This window comes from candidate division KSB1 bacterium, assembly GCA_022562085.1.
GTDB lineage: Bacteria > Zhuqueibacterota > Zhuqueibacteria > Oceanimicrobiales > Oceanimicrobiaceae > Oceanimicrobium.
This window is the reverse complement of sequence record JADFPY010000010.1, coordinates 1-21,444: the sequence shown is the minus strand read 5'-3', so window position 1 is coordinate 21,444 and position 21,444 is coordinate 1. Positions and strand designations below refer to the sequence as shown.

Genomic DNA, 21,444 nt, shown 5'->3' with positions numbered 1-21,444 from the left:
GGCGCGTTTGGAAGGGTTAACCGGTAATCGCATCAAATTTGTTTTTGCGTCTGCCTTCAATGGAGATCGTTAATTTGTTGGGGACACATACAATGATTTCACCGGTATGTGTGATGCTGCCTTGACGAACGCAAAGTTTTTGAGGACAGTCAGAACTAACGACTCTTATTGCTTTATTAACTATTTCTATAGAGGTTTCACCAATATGGCCGCTTGTGTTAAACTTTTCATCCCGGTTCAAATTTTTACTGAAATTTTGCAGATTCTCCACTTTGATAACTGCTATTTGACCGGGTTGACTAACTGCTTTTAAAATTGTAAAACTTAACATGCTTAGTAGAATCAAAGAGGAAGCTAATATTTTATCGCCTTTGGTAAGCAGTTGCCAAACAGTTTTCAAATTACTCATCTACTTATTCTGATTCTGAATTCTTTTTAAAGCCTCAATTCTTTCAATCGCTTTTTGTTTATACTCAAGCGCACCTTTATGGTTCGAATTGAGATCTAAAACTTTGTTCCATATTACAATTGCTTCTTGATATCTATCTAATGTAAAAAGGTTAATCCCATTATTAAAATGTTCCTCAATCAATTCATTGATTTTGTTCCGGGTGTTATTGAGCTCAATCTTCACAATTCGGTTGTCGGGATCCAGCCTTAATATATCCCCAAAAATCGTCACTGCCTCCAGGTACCTCTTTTCATAAACTTTTTGCCTGCCCCGTTCTATAAAATTCGCAATTTGAAGTTCTTTTTGAACATCTTTTTTCCTTTGAAGGGCTTTCGAATTGGAGGGCTCAATTGCTATTGCTTTCGAATAGCTTTCTAACGCAGATTGCCAATTGCCTTGCTGGAAAAACAAGTCTCCCCGTTTGAGAAAAGAAGAAGCTTTTTCACTTCTATCATTCCGTACTCTTGTTAAATTTCTTTTGGCATTTATGTGATCGGGATTAATTGACAACACATTTGAAAAGACCTCAATTGCTTCTGCATAGTTTTCCGATCTGTAAAGTAGTAAGCCTTCAGCGTATTTTTCCTGTATAAACCGATTGATTTGGGGTCTTGATTTGGCAATTCCAGATTTAGCGTCGCTATTTCCAGGGTCAATTTTCAAGACTTCTAAATACTTATTAGTCGCACCCACGTAATTTTTTTGTTGTTCCAGCGCCTCTGCTTCCCGAAGAAATTTGGAAATCAGCTTTATATTTTCCCGGATTTTCTGTCTCGTTCTGCTCAAGTATTTAATAACTTCAATTTGTGTTTCATTAAATTCTAATGCACGCTTAAACTCTTGTTCTGCTATCCTAAAATTTTTGTCACGGTAATAACCCAACCCCCGGAAAAAATATTCTTCTGCCAAATAATTTTTTATATTGTCAATATCAGCGAGATATTTTATCGCAGTATTATGGTTTTTGTCAAAAATCAGGACGCGCTTAAATGACTTTTCAGCCACAAAATATTGTTTGGCATCAAACTCGGCCATTCCGTCGGAGAGTGACTTCCTAATTAAAACATCAATGGCCGGTTTAAGTGCGTTTAATTTCACGGCGGCATCAAAATTATCCGGATCCAACTCTTTAATTTTTGTCAGAACATAGGCCGCCCGAAAGAACTGTGGATCTTCCTGAGCAAGCAATCTACTCGACAATGAAAACAGTGAATCAATCACGATTTCTTTCCTTGCGAGCCGCTTAGTCAAATCATTTACCAAAGTTTCTACAGAATCTGATTTTGTATCAAGCAAGTCATAATCTAGATATTTTTTAAATTCTCTTGAAGCTGATTTGTATTTTTTTAACGTCAATCTTTCTACACCCTTTTCATAATACCGTTCAGCCAGGGCAGCCGGGGCCGGGCTAATCCTTGCTGAAAAAGTAAAAAGAAACTTTTCCGAACTTTTGGAATAAGCGAAATTGAACACAAAGTTATCGCGAGTGTACTGAAATCCGGCTGCAGAATTATCAAAATCGAGGTCTTCAAGACCCAAAAAGACTGTCATTTTTCTGTTGAATTCAAAACCAATTCCGAGGTGGTTTGTGTTCTCACCTCGTTGAAAATGATAACCTGTGTTCAAAAGTAAACCCGGCGTGGGCCAAAGATAGCTAAGCCCAAACATAACGGAAGGCTCAAAAACTTTCTTGCTTAAAGGAATGTTATGAACTGTCATGCCGAAGTTCAACTTATCCCAAAGTTTTGAGTCTGAAAATTTTTCCCATCGTTTATCCAATACTCCAACACCAGGATTGCCAAAGAAAATCCCCAAACCGGTAGACGCAAACAAGGTACTGTCCTGTTTTATGAAGTCAAATTTATTTCCGATAAACAATCGTTTATAGAATCTGCGGCCCCAGGCCAAAGTCCCCCTGTCAACCTTTTCCGGTAAGGCGGGCAGTCGTGAAAGGGAAGCTCCGAATGTTCCCATTAAAGGTACAACTTGAGTCACACTTACAAAATTAAAAGCAAATGGATCGTTAACACTAATGAGCATGGTGCGGTCCTTCAATCCGGACAAAGCTGCTGGATTCCAAAAAATGGCCGAGGGATCACGGGCCTGAACAACCAAAGAACCTCCTAATGCCATTGACCGGGCATTGGGTCTAAAAAGTTCTACAGTTGTCTGGGATAAAGTTATGGAAGTGAAGCAGATGCAATTCAGGATGGAGGCAAGGAGCAATAATTTATTCATAAATAATATTTCAAAAAAACACTAAGCGAGTATTTCGCGATTATAATCAACTTCACATACATCGATTCCTTTTTTTCTTCCTTTTACAGAAAGTGATTTTAGCCGGCTGGTTGGGTAAGAACCATTCGCCTTTTTGGCTAGATCGTATGACAATATAATTTGACCGGCGGCAGCCTTGGAACAAAGGCGGGCTGCTACATTGACCACATCACCAATTACTGTATAGTCCATGCGATCCGCGGAACCCATATTCCCTATAACCACGGAACCATTGTTTATACCGATGCCCATTTCAAGTATGGCTTCACCTTTCGCTTCTCGTTTATGGTTAACCAAGCGAACTTGTCGCTGTATTTCAACCGCTGCCCGGAGAGCATTATCCGCCATCGTTTTTCCCTGAAAGATGGCCATGATCTGATCACCCATAAATTTATCAACAATACCCTTATGGGTCTCAATGATTCGAGTCTGCAAATCAAAATAAACATTGATTAACTTAACTATCTCTTCCGGTTTTAACTGTTCTGCAATTGATGAAAAGTTTCTAACATCTGAGAAAAGTACGGCTACTTTCTGATTTGCGGCTTTGGTTTTTTTGCCATTGACCCCGACGGTATCTTTGATCATTTGCACCGTCAACTTTGAAACGAATTTCTGCATTTGCAGTTTTTCCCGCAGATGCTGGATCATATTATTAAACTCAGCAGCCAACTGACCCAATTCATCTCTCGAATTCACTGAAATAACGACATTAAGATTGCCGCTACCAACTGCCCTTGCCCCGTCGGAGAGCATTTGAATCTGCTTTGCCATTTTTCTGGCAATCAGATTTATAAAAACAATTGACAGTAGAGTAACAAAAATCGCAGAGCCGATAGCAATATTTCTAGCATTCTCGATTGGCTGCAAAATCGACTCCTTGGAAAAGCTGATAAAAGCAATGCCCAAAAGTATGTTCTTAATTCTGCTATTTTCCCTTATTTGATGGGTAATGGGGTAATAATACTCAAAATGCAGAGGCAATTCTTTAATTGTGAATTTTGATATCTTGAGGAGTTCAGTGGCATTGGCAAATTTTACTTCTTGCCCATTTAGGTCAAATGAGGCAACTGGTTCGGCGTATCGATTTAAAATGGCCGCCTTTTCCAGACCATCAACACTATTTTTCTTCAAGCGAAAAACTGCTTCGGTCACTCTCTCTTTTTTGTCTAACAGAAGATCACCCTTGGAGGTTTCGGCCAGGTTTTGAATCAGAACCTTGCAAACTTGATTCATGCGCTGCATTAAAGCAACTTTTTGATTCTGTAATACTATCAGACTAAAAGTCGACATAACCAACACAACAATAGATGCAATAATTAAACTTAATTTTATTCTTATGGGTAGGATACGCCATGGAGAAAACCAAGAGCGCCATGATTTGGAAGACACTTCAGCTTTGACTGAATTAGAGCCGACGAGATTATTTGATTGCTTTGCTTGAGACACCGGTCCCCTTTGAAAAACAAAGTTGCAGATTAACGGCTAAAAGTTACTTTGGGTCTCTTCTATTCTGATTTCTTCAAGTTGAAACGTGGGTGTTTCATCCTTTATCAACCCCCACAGGTAAAACAGACCTACCAACAATAGCATAGCTAAAAAAAACAGACCTCGAACAGACTTTTTAGCAACAGGTGAACTGCGAAGGATCTTTCTAAACTTTATTCGAGATTCCGTTTCTTCTCTATTCCCATCCACCTCATCTTCATAATAAAACGGCGTAAAACCGAATTTGCGAACTTCTCTTTTTTGAAAAAAACCGCGTGAAAACATTACATTATAAATATACTTGTCATAAACCTGTTCGGGAAAAAATTTACGATCTTTTGATCGAGGTTTTCTGCAAGAGACTTCAATTATTAAAGGCTTAAGATATTTTTTAATTCACAAGAATTGTTGAGCCGATAAAATTAACAATCAGCAAAATAAAGATAAATATCTTAATTGTCAAGATTTTCATAAAAATAAAAATTTACTGTTTAAATAAGCAGAATCTTGCTATTTTTTTCTCTTTAATTCCGTTGACAATCAGCAACTATTTCAATACTTTGGCCAACTCAATGACTACTACGCTGATAGTCTCGGAGAATAGTGCAACGGTTGAACCGCCTGGGTTGCGGAAACCGCTATGCCAATCTCCGCAACCCTCGTTTTGAGTGTTTAAGAAAACCAGTTTATCCGCGAGGCTAAATTAAAAAAATTGCGACTAATATAGAGACCAATTAACCAGCTAAATTTAAAAAAATTATGTCCACCCAAAAAACTAACATTGGTGAGAAATTCGAAAAACTCGTTCACATTATGACTGACCTTCGGAGCGATAATGGCTGCCCGTGGGACAAAGAACAAACCCACGTGACCTTAACACAGTATCTACTCGAAGAAGCATACGAAGTCCTGGAATCCATTGATGAAAATAATGACGAGGCTCTAAAGGAAGAACTAGGCGACTTGCTTCTCCAAGTTGTTTTTCATGCTCAGATTGCATCCGAAAAGAATACATTTGATATAGCAAAAGTCATTGATGCGATTACCGACAAATTGGTGCGGCGGCATCCAAATGTTTTTGGGGACGTAAAAATTAAAACAGCGGAAGAGCAATCAATAAACTGGGAAAAGCTGAAAAAGCAGGAAGGGAAAGAATCCATTCTGGACGGTGTACCCAAAGCCCTCTCGGCTTTGCTTAGAGCAAAGCGTCTCCAACAGAAAGCCTCGACAGTCGGCTTCGATTGGCCGGTAGAAGAACCAGTTTGGCAGAAAATTCTTGAAGAGATAGATGAGCTAAAAATTGCCCATCAAAAAGAAAGTAAAGAGCGCGTTGAGGAAGAGTTTGGTGATTTATTGTTTTCCCTGGTCAACATTTCTCGCTTTCTTAAAATTAATCCAGAGGATGCATTACGTAAAACTTCCGAGAAATTTATCACCAGATTTAAGAATATGGAACGCGAATTTACATTGAAAGGAGAAGAAATAAGCGAGGCTACATTAGAGGAACTGGATGTTGCTTGGGAAAAGCAGAAGGAAAATGAAAAAAAGTGAACTCGAGCCTCAGCCGGCGGGACGCCTTCACACTATCATATTTAGGTTAAAAACACCTCCTTCAACCTTTCCCAGGTTTCCCCCAAATCTTCCGAGATGATCTTGGTTTGTCCAACCACGGGCATAAAATTGGTGTCGGCGGCCCAGCGCGGTACAATATGAAAATGCAGGTGGTCGTCAATACCTGCCCCGGCAATTTTACCAATATTCATGCCTACATTAAAACCATCCGGGTTAACCGTTTTTTTAAGTACATTCATTGACTTCGAGACCAAATTCATCATCTCCAATTTTTCGGGATCACTCAATGAATCAAACTCTGAAGTATGACGGTTGGGAACGACCATTAAATGGCCGTTATTATAGGGATACTTATTCATAATGACGAAATTATTTCCCCCACGCAACAAGATCAAATTTTCCTTGTCACTATCCTGGTTAATCCTTGTGCAAAATATACATCCACTCTCTTTTTCGCCCAAAATATATTCCATCCGCCAGGGAGCCCACAGGATCTCTGACTTTGAGTCAGACTTCATTTTAGAGTTTTTTCTTCTTCGTGGGCCGCTATCAATTTCTTGGTCACATCATTCGGTACCTCTTCATAATGCGAAAATTTCCTGCGATGAATTCCACGACCCTGGGTCATTGAACGGAGCGAGGTTGAGTACTTGTAGAGCTCAGACAAAGGTACTTTTGCCTTTACAACTTGAAATGGGCCTTCCGCTTCCATTCCTGAAATTTTGCCCCTACGTCCGGAAAGATCGCCCATGACGTCACCCATAAAATCTTCGGGAACAGTCACCTCAACATCATAAATGGGTTCCAGAAGAATTGGTTTTGCTTCCCCAAAAGCCTTTTTAAAACCCATTGAACCGGCGACTTTAAACGCCATTTCCGAAGAATCGACATTATGATAACTGCCGTCGTATAATGTAACCTTTACATCTACAACTTTACAGCCGGAGATGATTCCTTCTTCCATCACTTCTTTTATACCCTTTTCAACAGCCGGAATAAATTTAGATGGAATCACACCGCCGACAATGGCATTTACAAACTCAAATCCTGCCCCACGAGGCTGGGGTTCAATTTTTATCCAGGTGTCGCCATATTGTCCTCTACCCCCCGACTGTTTTTTGTACTTCCCCTGCTTTTCCGCTCTGCCTTTTATGGTCTCCCGATAGGGTATTTTGGGTTCAACCAAGTTCACATCAACCCCGAACTTCTCTTTGAGCCTTTTCACAACGATATCTAAGTGCAATTCGCCCAAGCCGGAGATAATTGTTTGATGCAGTTCCGGATCGTGGGTTGAAATAAAAGTCGGATCTTGCTCATGAAGCGTGTGGAGACCGGTTGAAATCTTGTCCTCATCACCCTTGGCTTTTGGCTCAGCAGCAATTCGAATAACCGGAGCCGGAAAGTCGATCCCTTTAAGCTCGACCGGATCTTTTTTATCACTCAAAGTATTTCCGGTGTGTGTGTCTTTCAGCTTAACCGTGGCCCCAATATCACCGGCACTTAAACTCCCCAATTCTCTACGGTTTTTTCCATTCATGACATAAATTTGACCAATTTTTTCAGAAACTCTCCTGCTCGTGTTCATGACCTCGCTGCCAGCGGGAATTTTACCGGACATGACTCTAAAAAATGATAACTCACCTAAATGAGACTCGGAAACGGTTTTAAATATCAACATCGAAAGAGGAGCACCGGGGTCGCAAGCACGTTCAACCTCGTCTTCAGTCCCGGCTTTCTTTGCTAGTTCTGCCGGTCTGTCTGTTGGAGCCGTGCCGTATTCCGCTATGAAGTCCATTAAATGGTGGACGCCAATATTTTTCTCAGCAGAGCCACAAAGTACCGGACAAATCGATTGACTTGCGATTCCGGATTTTAAGCCTTTCTTAATTTCTTCGTTTGAAAGCGACCCTTCCTCAAAAAACTTTTCAAGTAATTCGTCATCATTTTCGGCTGCCATTTCTATCAGTTTTTCGTGCAGGTTATCGGCTTTGGCTTTCAAATCATCCGGTATGTCGGATGTAGAAAATTTACCGGATCCGTTGGTTTCGTACTTAACCAGCGTCATTTTAAGTAAATCGACAAAAGAATCGAAACCCTCGCCGCTGTTAACAGGAAGCTGAACCTGCATCACTTTATTGCCAAACCTGCCTTTTAAACTTTCAAAAGATGTATTGAAATCAACGTGCTCCTTGTCCAACCGATTCATAAAAAAGATTGTCGAGGCTCCGGCATTGTTTGCCGCTTTCCAAACATTCTCGGTACCAACTTCCACACCCGAAACTGAATTGATAACCACGACACCACAATCCACCACACGCAGGGCACTAATCACGTCACCCATAAAATCCGAATACCCTGGAGTATCAAGAAAATTAAACTTACAATTTTTCCATTCACAGTTAAGGAGAGAGGCATTAATCGAAATTTTTCTTTCAATTTCATCACCATGATAGTCAGAGGTAGTCGACCCATCGTCAACTGTACCTTGGCGGTTGATAGCTCCGGCAGAAAAAAGCATTGCTTCAGACAGTGTCGTTTTGCCGACAGTAGCGTGACCAATTAGAGCCAGGTTTCTAATATCCGCTGCGGAATACTCTTTCACTATAAACCTCCCTTAATTGAAAGTTCTATCATAGTTGAAATCTTAGTATGAATTGGAATGTCTAACTTAAAAAACGGGATGAATTTTCAGAACAAAAGTACTACTGATTAATTGTTCTATCTTTATTAAACTAAAAATCAAAAAAATAGAGCTCATCAGCTCTATGAAATCATACTTCTTAGTTTTGACAAAGGGAATTAGAAAGTTTTTGCCGCCTCTTCCGCAGTAGAATGAGTTTCAAAGATGGTATTCAACTTCGTCATGACCAGGACCCCTTCCATCAACTCATTAATGCCTGCAAGCTTGAGATTCCCGTCTTTATTTCTCAACGATGTCAGAGCCGAAATAAGTACACCCAAACCTGAACTATTCATCCGGCTTACATCCGCAAGGTTTATCACCACTTTGGTTATACTCTGGTCGAGCAAAGCATAGATTTTATCCTTAATTTCTTCCGATGCCGGCGGACCGCCCAGAAGTTTCCCACTTAAATCTAAAACGGCAACATCTCCAATCATTCTATCGGTAAGCTTCATGTTTCCTCCTAATCACGAGAAGTTTTTTGCAGGTAATGTTTAGAAATAATCGATCAAAAACAGATGTATGGTAGTTGAATTAACTTTTATAATAAGGTAAAAGCGACTAAAAGTCAAGGAAAAATTATTGCTAAATAGGCACAAATTTGTACATTTTAGGCTAACGGACAGGTATAAATTAAGAAGTTGCCTACTTAAACCAGTCGCTTACAATTTGTTCCTCGAAGCTAGCAGTGCCTTTGTTTAGGTGAGTGAATTCATTGGTGCAGGAATCATAGGTGTAGTCTTTTTGCCAGGTGTCATAATTTACGGCCAATTCTTTAATTGCATTGGTAATATATTTGACTTCATCATCTGTCATTAAAGGATGAATGGAAAGTCTGATCCATCCAGGCTTTTCAGAATAATCTCCCTCATTAATTTTGTCAGTAATTTTGTGGGATGTTTCCTGGCTGATATTCAACAAAAAATGCCCATAGGTTCCGGCACAAGAACAGCCGCCGCGCAGTTGAAGCCCAAAGCGGTCGTTCAATAATTTCACACCTAAATTATAATGCACTCCGTCAATATAAAACGAAATGACGCCCAGCCTCTCTTCAATATTTTCTGCAAGAATATGAAGCCCATCGATTTTTTTTAATTCTCCAAATAGAATCTTCACCAGCTCTTCTTCCCGTTGCATCATATTTTTGACTCCCATCTGCTCCTTGAGCTTAACACAAAGCGCTGCTTTGATGGTTTGCAAAAAAGCCGGCGTCCCGCCATCTTCCCGGACTTCAATATCATTGAAATATTGATGTTCTCCCCAGGGGTTTGTCCAGGTTACTGTGCCCCCGCCAGGATGATCCGGCACTTTATTTTTATATAGTTTGGAATCAAAAATTAATACACCGGGGGTGCCGGGTCCGCCAAGAAATTTGTGAGGTGAAAAATATATGGCATCGAGTTTTTCAAGAGGGTCTGCAGGGTGCATATCCATTTCAACATAGGGCGCCGAACAGGCAAAATCCACAAAACACAAGCCGCCATTTGCGTGCATGACTTTGGCGACATCATGGTAACATGTTTGAATCCCGGAAACATTTGAACAGGCGGTTACTGAAGCGATTCTTGTCTGCCTGTTTTTGTATTTATCCAGGAGTTTTTCGAGGTTAGTTAAATCGATCAGTCCATCTTCATTGGGAAGAATACATTCCACGTCTGCGATTGTCTCCAACCATGAAGTGTGATTGGAATGATGCTCCATGTGGGTCACAAAAACAATCGGTCTCAGCTCCTCCGGAATATTTAATTGTCCCATCAATTGCTCCGGGACTTTAAATCCCAAAATCCGTTGAAATTTAGTGACCGCCCTGGTCATTCCGGAACCTGTTGTGAGAATGACATCATTGGGTCCGGCATTAACGTGTTTTTTGATAATTTTATGGGCCAGGTGGTAGGCTTTCGTCATCGATGTCCCGGTGACAGTTGTTTCGGTGTGCGTGTTCCCGACAAATGGTCCAAACTCATTAATTAGTTTATTTTCAATCGGACCATACAATCTACCACTCGCAGTCCAATCTGCATAAACGATTCGCTTTCTGCCATAGGGTGACTCGAACGTCTGGTTATACCCTATTACATTCTCTCTAAACTTTTTAAAATAATCTTCTAACGTCTGGTTGTTTGTTCCCATAATAGTCAAACATTCGGATTAAAAATGCAAAATTAAAAAAAATAGCAGAATTAAGATATTTGAAAATATAAAAACTCTTTCTTTAAAACAAGAAGAATCCTTTTGGGACTTTTCTATAGGGCTCAAATTTCTGCAGAGAGCGTTTTCTTTTGCACCTCCAACTCCATGCACTGATGCAAAAGGTCATTTACAGGCTGACCGGAATCTTGCGCCAACCGAATCTCTTCCCGAATGATTTCAATCTGTTTTTGAATTTTTTCTTTATGAATCACTGAAATACAGTCTGTCGCCCAGCGTTTCAAATTTAGCTCTTCCCAGTCTTCGTTAAACACCTGCACAATAAAAGCCGTCAACTCAACGTCGTTGAATTGCCGATTCAACTCTTTCTCTGAAGGGCGTCCTCCACCATTCTGCTGGTTTTTTAGGTAGTTTACAATCGGGAACAAATCCAAATCCTTTACTTCCGTTAAATCGAGATTTGCAAAAACGTACTCCGCTAAATTCCAATCGTGAATCATAATTCTAATGAGGTCGGCAACCGCTTTCTCACCCCGTCCACTTTTCCGGGTTTTACCGAGGTCATTCAACCGTTTGGAAATCTCTGACTGTCGCCTTTCACCCTTTTGCTTTTGTTGCAGAATAGGTGCTAAGTCACTCCACAATGCCTTTTCACTAACATTTAACTGTTCGGAGACTTTGGTAATTATTAGACTTCTCTGAATGGCATCTTTTATTCTCGCAATAGATTCTAATATTGAACGGACCTCTTCTCTGCGATTTTCCGGTGGTTTGTCTAAGGAATGCTGTACTTTATAATCAAAGAGATTATCTGCGTTTTCAATCTTTTTCAACAATGCCTCGGTACCGTTTTCCAGAACGTAACTATCGGGATCGTGTCCTTTGGGCAAACTTACAATAAAAGCATCCAGACCGGTTTCAAGTAAAATATCCGCACCGCGCAAAGCAGCGGCAATTCCGGCAGAGTCGCTGTCATACATCAGAACCGCATGTTTGCTGTAACGGAGGATTAACCGTGACTGTTCTTCGGTTAAAGATGTCCCCAGAGATGCCACTACATTTTTGATATCATTGGCAACCAGGCTGAGCAAATCCATGTACCCCTCGACAAAAACAGATTTTTTCTGCTTACGGATTTCATCACGATTTTGAAATAGGCCGTAAAGCATTTTGCCTTTTTCATAGACTGAAGTTTCCGGTGAGTTAATATATTTCGGTGAGTCATCATTCTCGCTCAATTTACGACCGCCAAATGCCACCGCTCTTCCGGATAAATTCAAAATTGGGAACATGATTCGGTCGCGAAACCGGTCGTAGTAGCCCCCCTCCTCTTTCTTTAGAGTCAGCCCGGCGCGATGCAGCAATTCGAGGTCGTTTGATGTATTCTTTGCCTGAGTAATAAGCCCCTGCCAACCCGGAGGCGCGTATCCCAAACCAAATGCCTCGATATCTTCCGAACTCAAACCTCTGTCTTTTAGATAATTGAAAGCATGCTCACCCTTTTTACTAAGAAGAGATTCTTGAAAAAACTTTGCGGCGAATTCATTTAGATAATAAAGTGACTCGTTTTCCTGACTTCGAGCCTCATCTTTTTCGTCGTACTCAATTTGAATACCCGCTCGCTGGGCAAGAAACTTTATCGACTCCGGGAAATTGATTCCCTCGCTGCGCATGAGAAAAGTAAACACATTGCCGCCGGCGCCGCAGCCAAAACAATGGAAAATCTGTTTGTCCGGATTGACACTGAATGAGGGCGTTTTTTCGGGATGGAAAGGACAGAGTCCAAAAAAATTCTGGCCTTTTTTCTTCAGAGTCACGTAACCGGAGATCAGATCAACAACGTCGGTGGCCTCGCGTACTTCGTCAATTTTGTAATCAGGGATACTCAAATCACTTTGCTTTCAAATTCAAATGATTCGTTTTCAAAATTAAAAACTGCGTAATCGCCTTCTTTGGTAAAGCCAATATTTACGACTAATTCTCCATCTTTGGTTTGGTAAGAACTTTTGTGATGGAGGTGCCCGCAAATGTAAAGTTTAGGATTAACCAATTTGAAGGCTTCTGTGAAGCACCTTTGTCCGCCACGAGTTCCAATCGGGGTCAAGTCAGCTATTCCGAGTGGGCAGCCGTGTGTAATCAATATATCAACTTTTTTTTCTAAGAGTTTAGCCGCGGCGGCTGCCACTTCTTCATCGGTAATATACCAGGCCTTTTTATGAGATTTGGCCCAGATGCCATTAATCCCACCGATGACTAAATTATCATAATCTTTAGTGGCACCATTGTCAATCAAAATGGCTGTGCCGTCTTGATTTTTAATTTGATAGAGAAGCTCGATATTATCGTGGTTTCCGAAAACTGTAATGGTTGTAACTTTTTGAACAATAGCGTCAAAGTCGTTTTGGAAAATCTCCTCGGAGGTACCCCAGTCGCCGGCACAAAGAAGTAAATCAGGAATCTCTTTTTTTAAAATTTCATGAACAGGATCGAGATTCCCGTGCATATCGGAAACGGCAGCAATTTTCATTTAATTGATCACAGGAAATTCACCGATAGAGTTTCGGAAAAGCAAATTTAATCTTCATCCTCTTGAAATGAAGTTTTTTGATAAAGCTTCCTGCGAATGAACATTTCAACAATATCACCATCGAGCTTGCCGGCTTTTATTTCGTTTCTCAGGATATTCACCGTCTCTTCAATGGGCAGCGCCTTTTTGTACGGACGATCCGTGGAGCTCAGTGCATCATAAATATCAGCAATACACATAATTCTCGATTGAATGCTAATTTCATCGCCTTTTAATCCCCTCGGGTAACCGGTGCCATCTAAATATTCATGGTGACCGGCTGCGTATTGGGGGATATTCTGCAACTCTTTAGTAAATGGAATTTTATCAAGAATACCGATTGTTTGCAGAACATGTGACTGCATCTCCTCATATTCACTTGGCGTTAAATTTCCCCGGATAATCGAAAGGCTTTCGTACTCCTTCGGGTTTAAGTAGGTGCGTTTTTCCCCTTTACTGTTTAGGTAGGTCTTTTCCGCTATTTTCTTGAGATGAATCCGCTCTTCCTCTTTTAAATGCCCTGGAATGTTAACTCTCTTTATGAAATTTAAGGCGTCATCAATTTCGGCGATCGCCTGCTGTCGCTCAATATCCAGGGAATTGGGTACCGATTTTTTTTCAAGCAACGCTTCAAATTTCTTTTCAATAAACCGCGCGTTTACTTGATTCTTGATTCCTTCAAACCGTTCCGAAATGACCTCAATCTGGTTAGCGGTCAATTTATTGGTTTTTTCTAGAATACTTTCGCGAACTCCGATTTTACCAATATCATGCAGCCACCCTGCCATGCGCAACTCTTCGATTTCCTGTGCTGAAAACTTTATTTGGCCCAAGCGGCCTTCCGGCTCTTCATTTATAGCATGCGCCATTCGCACACAGTATTTGGCAACCCGGCCCGAATGCCCGGCCGTATGGGGACTCCGTGCGTCGATGGCTTTTATCGAATACCGCACCAGGGAGCGGAACAGGTTTTTGATATCTTCAATAAGCTTGACGTTCCGAATTGCCACTGCGGCTTGAGAAGCCAGGGATAAAATAATGCTCTCAAGTTCGGGATTAAACGGGATGATATGATCAGAACAATCTAAAGAATTGATTAATTGCAGAACACCGATAATCTCGCCGGCATTATCCCGCATAGGCACAGCAAGCATCGATTTTGAGCGATAGTTATTATTTTTATCAAATTGTTTATTGACCCGGTATTCTATATTCGCTGGGATGGTGTATACATCTTCGATGTTCAATACTTCACCGGTAACGGCCACATAGCCAGCAATACTTTCTTTGGTAAGAGGGAGTGAGAATGATTTAAAAGGTTCGCGCTTGCCGTCGCGCTTCTGTAATGACTCGGTCTGCGCAACTGCAAAATTAAGCTTTTCTTCGTCTTTAATATAAAGGCTGCAGCCATCCGCATTTGTGAAGGCCCGAGCCTCAGTCGCAATCAGTTCCAGCAGCTTGCCAAGATCCCGCTCACTGGAAAGCGCGATGCCAATCGCATTTAGTTTGCGGATTTGCTCTTCGAGGTCGACGTATTTTTGAAGAGACACCGCGGCGTTTCCCATGATGTTTCTCTTCACTTAGTGTGCAGATTGTGATTGAAAATAAGGAACAGCTTAAGCTTCCTGGGAATCTTCATCTTCTTCCTCGCGGAAGGAACTAAACATTGTGTCAAGCATGTCTTTGTAGGAGGTTTTTGAATCTACAATGTCCTTACTTAACATGGAGTTTTGATGCAGACCATCTAGTACGAATTCCATGGCAGCGCCCAATTCCCCGTTATTAACATCCTTTTTCAACTTCATGAAACGAATGGTTAAGTCTTTTAGTCCCTTAACTTTTTTTAACTCTGTTAAATATTTTTCGGTAGTCATATTGTCGGAAATTTCAACGGCGCGATTGTCTTTAAACCAATTAACCACTTCGGTGTAAGTCTGCTCACCTCTTTTGGTGGCCGCCAGAGGATCCGAAAAACATTTCTTAAAAATGGTTTTTACTGCTTTTCCAATCAGCGCCTTGGACACATTGATTTCTCCCTCCTGTTCACCTTCATAGACCAGCTCAATCTTGCCGGTAATCGAAGGTAACGTCGCGTATAAATCACAAATTCTTGGAGTAATGATGTTCTCATTATTTTTGATGGCGCGGCGCTCAGCGTTGCTAATCAGATTTTCCAGGCTGGTCACCGTCATCCGCACGCTGACTCCGGAATTGTGATCGACAAACTCGCTCTTTCTGGCTTCTGCCGCCACTTGCTCGATAATTTCACGAAATAAATACGGCACATGAACTTCACGGCCGCTGTCCCGGTTCTCCCATGCCTCTTGTGCTGTTATCTTTATACCATCGTCTATGTTTCTCGGATAATGCGTCAAGATTTGTGAGCCAATTCGATCTTTCAGGGGCGTGATAATGCTGCCACGGTTTGTATAATCTTCCGGGTTAGCTGAGTAAACGATCATAATGTCGAGGGGTATCCGAATTGGGAACCCGCGAATCTGGATGTCTTTTTCCTGCATAATGTTGAGTAAGCCAACTTGAATGCGCGGCTGCAAATCGGGAAGTTCGTTTATCGCGAAAATGCCTCGATTTGTCCTTGGAATAATGCCAAAATGAATCACCCCTTCGTGGGCGTAATGCAGCTTTTGGGAGGCAGCTTTAATTGGATCGATGTCGCCAATCAGATCTGCGATGGTGACATCCGGTGTGGCGAGTTTTTCGCCGTAGCGATCATCGCGGTGCAGCCACTCGATTTCCACCTCATCACCATGTCCCTTCACTTTTTCATTACAGGCATTACAAACCGGTTGATAAGGATTGTCATTGATTTCGCACCCTTTGACAATTGGAATGTATTCATCCAGCAAACTTGGCAATAAACGCAGGATGCGGGTTTTAGCTTGACCCCGCAGACCCAGTAAAACTAAGTCATGATAAGAAAGAATGGCATTGCAAAGGGCGGGAATAACCGTGTCATCGTACCCGATGATTTCAGGAAACAGGGTTTCATCATTTTTTATTTTCTCAATCAAATTTTTGCGTATTTCCTGCTTAATGGAAATAACTTTGTAGCCTGATTTGCGAAGTTCGCTTATAGTTTTTGGGTTGCTCATTTACTTCCTCGATTTATTTTCGTCGTTGCGAATTCGGCGACAACTAATCTCCAACGAATTGGATTGCCACGGCGCCTCACGCCTCGCAAAATTTGTAATCACCTCAACCGCTGCTTGCGGTTGCGAATATAATCCACAAAAATGTATTCACCTAATTTATTTAGTGACGAATAGTAAGCCCGTCCTTTGTTGACTTCGGTTAACTCTTTCACGAAATCAATGAGCCAGTTATCTCTTGCAACCATAAAGGTGGTAATTGTAATTTTATTTTTTCGGCAAGAACGCGCTTCGTTCAAGGTTTGGTTTACGATTCTGCGGTCCAGACCAAACGGGTTTTTGTAAATCCGCGCGCCCACAAAAATAGCAGAAGGTTTGCCATCCGTCACCATAAAGATTTGTTTGTTGACGTTGCGTTTACGTTTTAAGATTCGTTGAGCAAGTTCAAGAGCATCTTTTGTATTGGTATGATAAGGACCAACCGCAATCTTCGGAATATCTTCGAGACTGATTTCAATTGCTTTATCTCCAAAAACCGCAACGTGCAGACTGTCTTTCGGAAAACGACTTGTAATCATCTCGGCTAATGCCAAAGCGACTTTTTTTGCCGGAGTAATGCGATCTTCCCCATAAAGAATCATGCTATGGCTGATATCAAGCAGAAGCACGGTTGCACATGACGTCAAATGTTCGGTTTCGTAAACTTCAAAATCCTCTTCTTTTAAATTAAAATCATCCAGGCCATCTCGATGAATGGCATTTTTAATCGTTGCGGTGAAATCGATGTTCGACGGCTGATCGCCAAATTTGTATGGCTTTGTTTCACTGAGCCGCTCAATCCCCTCTCCTGAAAACGGCGACTCGTGCTCACCGAGTGACTTTTTCTTCAAAGAAGTGAAAATCTCTTTTAAAGCATCCTGACGGATCCGGCGCGAACCTTTGTGAGTAAGCGCGAGAATATCGTTGAATTCTTCAATATATCCTTCCTGCTTCAACCATTCTAAAAACTCCTCGAAACCCGCGCCTTCGCTTTCATCAAAGACGTTGTATTCCTGGTCCATTTTCGTCATCATTTGCAGCGCGGCGTTGGGATCGCCATTTGTATAAAGAAGAAGTTGACTGAAAAGCCGCATCAGCTCCTCAAAAGTCAGCTTGCTTAAATCCTGTTCGTCGCGCCACTCGGAATATCTAAATTTCATGCAATAAAGTTTAAGATTTAGTTGATTTCTTTTGGTACCAATCTGTATCTTATGAGGCAAGTTTGCTTAGTGCATTGTCGAATTCATCACAAGTCTCGTCCAACAGGCTTTGAACCAGGGTTCTCCTTTGAGCCCCCAATAGCAAAGCATTTTCAATTGTTTGAGTCATTGTGGTTGCATTTTTTTCTAAGATTCTCCAATTCTTTACCCCCCCCGCGAAGTTCAATTGTAACTTTCATATTTCCTCACGAAATAGTTACTCAATATCAAGTTTTAATATTAATATTTGGAAGGATAAAAGCAAGAGCAAAGTTTAAAAAAACAGTTGATCTAAAAGGCAGGAAGGCGGCGGAGCACAACTTGAAACTACCAGAAACGATGTTATAATAATTCATACCCACATTTTGAACTCTCCTCTTTTGATTTAGAGTTTTCGTTCAAACACTCAGAAATGATCATTAATCGCGGTGGAAATGAATAACCGAAATTAATTCGCTTTAATCGCGATCATAGCCACGTCATCGCTTTGAGAGGCATCTTTGGTAAATTCTTTTAGCTTCTTTTTAATATGTTCGATGGTCTTCGCAGAAGTTTGTTTAGCCACTTCCTGAACAGCCTTGAGCAATCGAGCCTCTTCAAACATTTCTTGTTCTTCGTTAAAGGCTTCAGTAACTCCATCGGTGTAAACTAAAATCAAATCTCCCGACGATAAGGTCATTTGTTTTTGTTTATATTGGGAAAGCGACGAAATTCCCAGAGCCGGGCAAATGAATTCAACCAACTCGCAGGTCTTGGATTTACTATTGTAAAATACCAGCGGAGGATGCCCCGCGCTGGAATATAACAACTTCATCTGCTTTAAATCGAAAACCAGAAATATCATTGTGACAAACTTCTCTTTCGGCCCAATTTGATTCAGGATCGAGTTAAACTCTGCCAAAGCTTTCTCCGGCGACTCGAAATCGCTGGTAATCGCGTGCACAATACCCTTCATCATGGTCATGACCAGGGCCGCAGCAGCGCCATGACCGGAAACATCCGCCATCACAATGCCGATTTTATCATTCCCTAAATCTAAATAATCAAAATAGTCACCGCCGACTTCATCAGCCGGATTGAAGAAGCTGGAGATATCGAGTTTTTTGGTTTTCGGCACCTCTTTGGGGATGAGCCCCTCTTGAATATTTCGTGCCATTTCTAATTCATTCTCGTAGCGTCTAAGCTGTTTTTCCTCCACATAGAGTCGTGCGTTTTCAATAATTTGTGCCGACTGGGAAGCAATAATTGATAACAAACGCTGATCATTGTTAGAGAAACCCCCAACGTCTTTTTTATTGAAAATATTCAGAACTCCAATCAAATTTCCCTTGCACATCAATGGCACACTCAAAATAGATTGAATTCCCTCATTCAGCTGGACACCTTTTAGGATGTTATCATTTTTCACGTCGTTGATAGTTAAGGGTTTTCGATTGCTGAGCATCCAGCCGCTCAAATGATCATCCAGCCGGTATTTTCCCACTAGTCTCGAAACGTCAACTTTTCGAATCATCGTTTTGAATGGGTCTCCGGTTTCCTCATTTTCTTTTTTAGCCGTAAGCAGGGAAATGGTCCCCTGCTCTGCCTTTATGCCTTTCACGGAAACAGCAACCACTTTATCTAAAATCTGGTCAACCGGCATTGTTGAACTGATGAGACGGGCCAACTGGTTTATCGTCCACAGATCCTCAACTGTTTTCTTAAGATGTTGATTTTCCTTTTCCAACTCCTGGATATTTTTGCCTGGCATGAGCTTCCCCAATTTTGAGAATTAAAGCAGATTTCTTTCAGACACTTTGAACCCTTTAGAATTTAAACTGTCTTTGGAAGAGTAATAATAAAAAGTTAGCAAATTGCCCCAAGATTGTCAACCCTTATTTGTCAATCAAATAGAGCTGCCAGAGGTCTCGGCTGCTGGTGCGGAGAAATGGAAGAATGGCGAGTTTTCCCGTCTTGCCAATGCTTTTTCGCAGATAATCTAATTCCTCAAATTTAGTTCTTATTTCAGGGTCGGAAGCTGGCTCAAATCCGCTTTGCCGCATTAAGAGTATCCCTTTGGCTCTAACAGCCAACTCCAAGTGAAGCCTGAGATAACAAAGCATATCCGCGACCACTGCACCGGGAAATCTGCTCTTGAGAGATTCCAGATATTTGCCGATTCGGGACTCTAAGATATCGCCGGTCGTAATCACTTCAAGTAAGTCTACGTCTGTATCAAAGCCAACACCCAGCCATTTGCGTGTGGCCTGTTCGCTCAGGTCGAAAACAAAAACAATGACTAACGGCAGGCCGATCACAAAACAGATTGTGATCAAAATGGGGGGCAAGAAAAAATGATTGTAGAATGAGTGGAGTAAAATCGCAGCGGCAAGGCCGGCCCAAAATATATGGACCTGCTTTGAAGAATACTTGTCGGACAAATTCTTGGAGATCATTCCAAAGATGGCAGTGGTTGTACCATGCATGATGGCTGTTCCAAAGCCTCGGACAATCCAAACCAAAACATGTGCGCCTGCAAGTTTCTGCAAATAGAATATATTTTCGATAAAGGCAAACCCGGCACCAATTGCGAATCCATAAATCGCTGCATCGACCATGAAGCCTACTTTTTCTGATTTTATCAGATAAACAAGGTAGAGAGCTTTTAAAAGTTCCTCGGCAATTGGTGCGACATATCGTGTATATAATTTAAATTCCAATGAAAGCAACCTCGTCAATCCTGAATTAACGAACAAACAAATGCCTGCCACAATACAACCCATCAGGATCGTAAGCAGTACGGAGCGCAATTTAACCAGTTTATAGCTGTCGAATACAATTAAGGCGCCGAGAAAAATAAATACCGGCAGCAAGCTCACGGCTATTTTATTGAGTTCGTTCATGGCAGGAGATTTATGGCTAAGCACCTATGCAAGTTTAGGGAATCAACTTTATTCGTTGGTCTAAATAAAGGAAATAGAACTTGAGCACAATGGCAAGAAAAACCCACTGAATTTGCACACAGAGTTTTAACAAGTATTTCGGCCGGAGTTCTTACAATTCGAATGTTCAACTCAAGAAATTGGAGTGACCTAAAAAAATCTAGAGAAAGTATACTGATATTAACTATAAACCCATTTCTTCCACCCGTTTGTGCATTTCGTCAACCATGGCTTTCACCTGTGCCATCATTTCCTGGAACTGCTCATCCTCGCGAAGATTTTCCAACCACGGGTCTATCAAAGCTAAGCGATAATCTCGCCACCCAGCATCTATCGCTCTTTGCAACCACGTGTAGGCTTCTGTCTTGTTGCCCTGGATAGCATAGATAGCGGCCAATTCGCGAAGAATATAAGAAGCCTCATTGCCTCGCTGCAGTTCTGCGCGGCGAAGGTTGAGACTTTGTTGCAAAAGCTCTAGTGCATCATCCGGTTGTCCGCTTTTCCAAAGAATATGCCCCAACCCAATCGGGCTTAAGCTATACCAATCCGTCTCTATTGACGGGTTGGTTGCAATCGACTGTTGATAATACTGCCTTGCTTGCGAGAAGTTACCCATATAACCTTGTATTTGGCCCGCCCATTCGAGAATTCCGGCATCATTCGGGTCAATGGAGACGAGTTGCTCTACCTGCTCCAACGCTTGCTGCTCCTTCCCTTGGGTCACATACAAAAGAGCAACCGAATAATATGAAAAACCAAGGTCCGGTTGAAGCTCCATGGCTTTGTAAAACGACTGCTCAGCTTTCGCAAGGTTATCTAATCGACGATATGTATCGCCGAGATTTGCATAGGCGCTGGCATTGGTTGGATTGAGGACGACCATTTTTTTTTGCCATGGTAACGCTGAGTCGTAGGCGCCGATCTCTCTGTATATATAGCCCATGTTCCCGATAGCGTCGAAGTAGTTTGGATTGCGCTCAATGGCTTTGC

At 41.6% G+C, this 21,444-nt stretch carries 17 protein-coding genes; 1 reads left to right on the top strand and 16 read right to left on the bottom strand.

What is annotated here, in order from left to right:
* Positions 1-16: 16 nt before the first annotated feature.
* From IH879_01925 to IH879_01910, 4 genes are all read right to left on the bottom strand, one after another.
* The gene (locus IH879_01925) at positions 17-409 is read right to left on the bottom strand and encodes a NusG domain II-containing protein (GenBank protein MCH7673694.1); all 393 of its coding nucleotides are present in this window, start codon (positions 407-409) and stop codon (positions 17-19) included.
* A complete protein-coding gene (locus IH879_01920) occupies positions 410-2,689 on the bottom strand; it encodes a tetratricopeptide repeat protein (GenBank protein ID MCH7673693.1) in 2,280 nt (759 codons plus the stop codon).
* Positions 2,690-2,710: 21 nt separating this feature from the next.
* Positions 2,711-4,021, bottom strand: coding sequence for an adenylate/guanylate cyclase domain-containing protein (locus IH879_01915; protein ID MCH7673692.1), 1,311 nt, complete (start codon positions 4,019-4,021; stop codon positions 2,711-2,713).
* A gap of 192 nt (positions 4,022-4,213) precedes the next feature.
* Entirely contained in the window at positions 4,214-4,501 is a 288-nt protein-coding gene (locus tag IH879_01910; protein ID MCH7673691.1) for a hypothetical protein, read from the bottom strand.
* 474 nt (positions 4,502-4,975) lie between these two features.
* Between IH879_01910 and mazG the strand changes: the two genes are divergently transcribed.
* Positions 4,976-5,767, top strand: a complete 792-nt coding sequence (gene mazG, locus IH879_01905) for a nucleoside triphosphate pyrophosphohydrolase (protein MCH7673690.1) — start codon at positions 4,976-4,978, stop codon at positions 5,765-5,767.
* A gap of 41 nt (positions 5,768-5,808) precedes the next feature.
* Here the strand turns inward: mazG and IH879_01900 are convergent, their stop codons facing one another.
* From IH879_01900 to IH879_01845, 12 genes are all read right to left on the bottom strand, one after another.
* On the bottom strand, positions 5,809-6,306 hold the full coding sequence (locus IH879_01900) for an HIT domain-containing protein (protein MCH7673689.1): 498 nt from the start codon (positions 6,304-6,306) through the stop codon (positions 5,809-5,811).
* A complete protein-coding gene (fusA, locus tag IH879_01895) occupies positions 6,303-8,390 on the bottom strand; it encodes an elongation factor G (protein MCH7673688.1) in 2,088 nt (695 codons plus the stop codon). Before fusA ends, IH879_01900 begins: the two co-directional genes overlap by 4 nt.
* 197 nt (positions 8,391-8,587) lie before the next feature.
* Positions 8,588-8,926, bottom strand: coding sequence for an STAS domain-containing protein (locus IH879_01890; protein ID MCH7673687.1), 339 nt, complete (start codon positions 8,924-8,926; stop codon positions 8,588-8,590).
* 190 nt (positions 8,927-9,116) lie between these two features.
* Positions 9,117-10,601, bottom strand: a complete 1,485-nt coding sequence (locus IH879_01885) for an aminotransferase class V-fold PLP-dependent enzyme (GenBank protein MCH7673686.1) — start codon at positions 10,599-10,601, stop codon at positions 9,117-9,119.
* Between the two features lie 122 nt (positions 10,602-10,723).
* Positions 10,724-12,508: a DNA primase gene (locus IH879_01880; protein MCH7673685.1), complete on the bottom strand. Its 1,785-nt coding sequence runs from the start codon at positions 12,506-12,508 to the stop codon at positions 10,724-10,726.
* The gene (locus IH879_01875) at positions 12,505-13,146 is read right to left on the bottom strand and encodes a metallophosphoesterase family protein (GenBank protein ID MCH7673684.1); all 642 of its coding nucleotides are present in this window, start codon (positions 13,144-13,146) and stop codon (positions 12,505-12,507) included. Before IH879_01875 ends, IH879_01880 begins: the two co-directional genes overlap by 4 nt.
* Positions 13,147-13,193: 47 nt before the next feature.
* Positions 13,194-14,750 carry a GAF domain-containing protein gene (locus IH879_01870; protein MCH7673683.1) on the bottom strand — a complete coding sequence of 519 codons (1,557 nt, stop codon included), beginning with the start codon at positions 14,748-14,750 and terminating at the stop codon, positions 13,194-13,196.
* A 51-nt stretch (positions 14,751-14,801) separates the two neighbouring features.
* Positions 14,802-16,298, bottom strand: coding sequence for a magnesium chelatase (locus tag IH879_01865; GenBank protein ID MCH7673682.1), 1,497 nt, complete (start codon positions 16,296-16,298; stop codon positions 14,802-14,804).
* Positions 16,299-16,396: 98 nt separating this feature from the next.
* Positions 16,397-17,494 (bottom strand): VWA domain-containing protein, encoded by a 1,098-nt coding sequence (locus IH879_01860; protein ID MCH7673681.1) that lies wholly within the window; start codon positions 17,492-17,494, stop codon positions 16,397-16,399.
* 487 nt (positions 17,495-17,981) lie between these two features.
* Positions 17,982-19,283, bottom strand: a complete 1,302-nt coding sequence (locus IH879_01855; GenBank protein MCH7673680.1) for a SpoIIE family protein phosphatase — start codon at positions 19,281-19,283, stop codon at positions 17,982-17,984.
* Positions 19,284-19,407: 124 nt separating this feature from the next.
* Entirely contained in the window at positions 19,408-20,415 is a 1,008-nt protein-coding gene (locus tag IH879_01850; protein ID MCH7673679.1) for a PrsW family intramembrane metalloprotease, read from the bottom strand.
* Between the two features lie 223 nt (positions 20,416-20,638).
* A complete protein-coding gene (locus tag IH879_01845) occupies positions 20,639-21,397 on the bottom strand; it encodes a tetratricopeptide repeat protein (protein ID MCH7673678.1) in 759 nt (252 codons plus the stop codon).
* Between the last annotated feature and the right edge of the window lie 47 nt (positions 21,398-21,444).